The 606-nt window shown below is 60.4% G+C and carries 1 protein-coding gene; it reads left to right on the plus strand.

Features of this window, described 5'->3' with window-relative positions; genetic code table 11:
- On the plus strand, positions 1-606 hold a 606-nt coding region (locus tag QC823_RS16185; protein WP_309657367.1), incomplete at both ends, for a DDE-type integrase/transposase/recombinase.

A 606-nucleotide genomic window follows, 5' to 3' on the forward strand; every position in this document is an offset into this window, starting at 1 on the left:
CTCGCGAATTCCTTCGCCTCGGCCTAGATGATCTCCTCGTCGTCGCACGTGAGTTCCTGAGCCCTCGCTTGTCACGCTCCGGGCTGCACCGTATGCTCCAGCGGCGCGAGGTGTCGACACTAGCGGAACTGGCTCGGCAGGACACTGGCGATGATGAGACGCCCAAGCACAAACCCTTCAAGGACTACGAGCCGGGCTTCATACACATTGATATTAAGCACCTGCCCCAGATGCCCGACGAGCAACAGAAGCGCTACCTGTACGTGGCCATTGACCGGGCTACGCGCTGGGTCTATCTGGAGGTCAGACACAGCCAGTCCGCAAAGGATGCGCGCGCGTTCATGAAGCGAGTTGAAGAGAAGGCACCCTTCAAAATCCAGACGGTGCTGACCGATAACGGCAAATCCTTCACCGATCGCTTTACACGGGCCGGTGAGCGCAAGCCCAGCGGGCAACATCCGTTTGATCAGGAATGCCAAGGCCATGGCATCGAGCACCGCCTCATCAAGCCTGGGCGGCCGCAGACCAATGGCATGGTGGAGCGCTTCAACGGCCGCATCAGCGACGTGCTGGCCACTCGGCGCTATGCATCAAGCGAGGACCTGG

Origin of the sequence: Vreelandella vilamensis (assembly GCF_031451755.1) — a bacterium.
GTDB classification, from domain to species: domain Bacteria; phylum Pseudomonadota; class Gammaproteobacteria; order Pseudomonadales; family Halomonadaceae; genus Vreelandella; species Vreelandella vilamensis.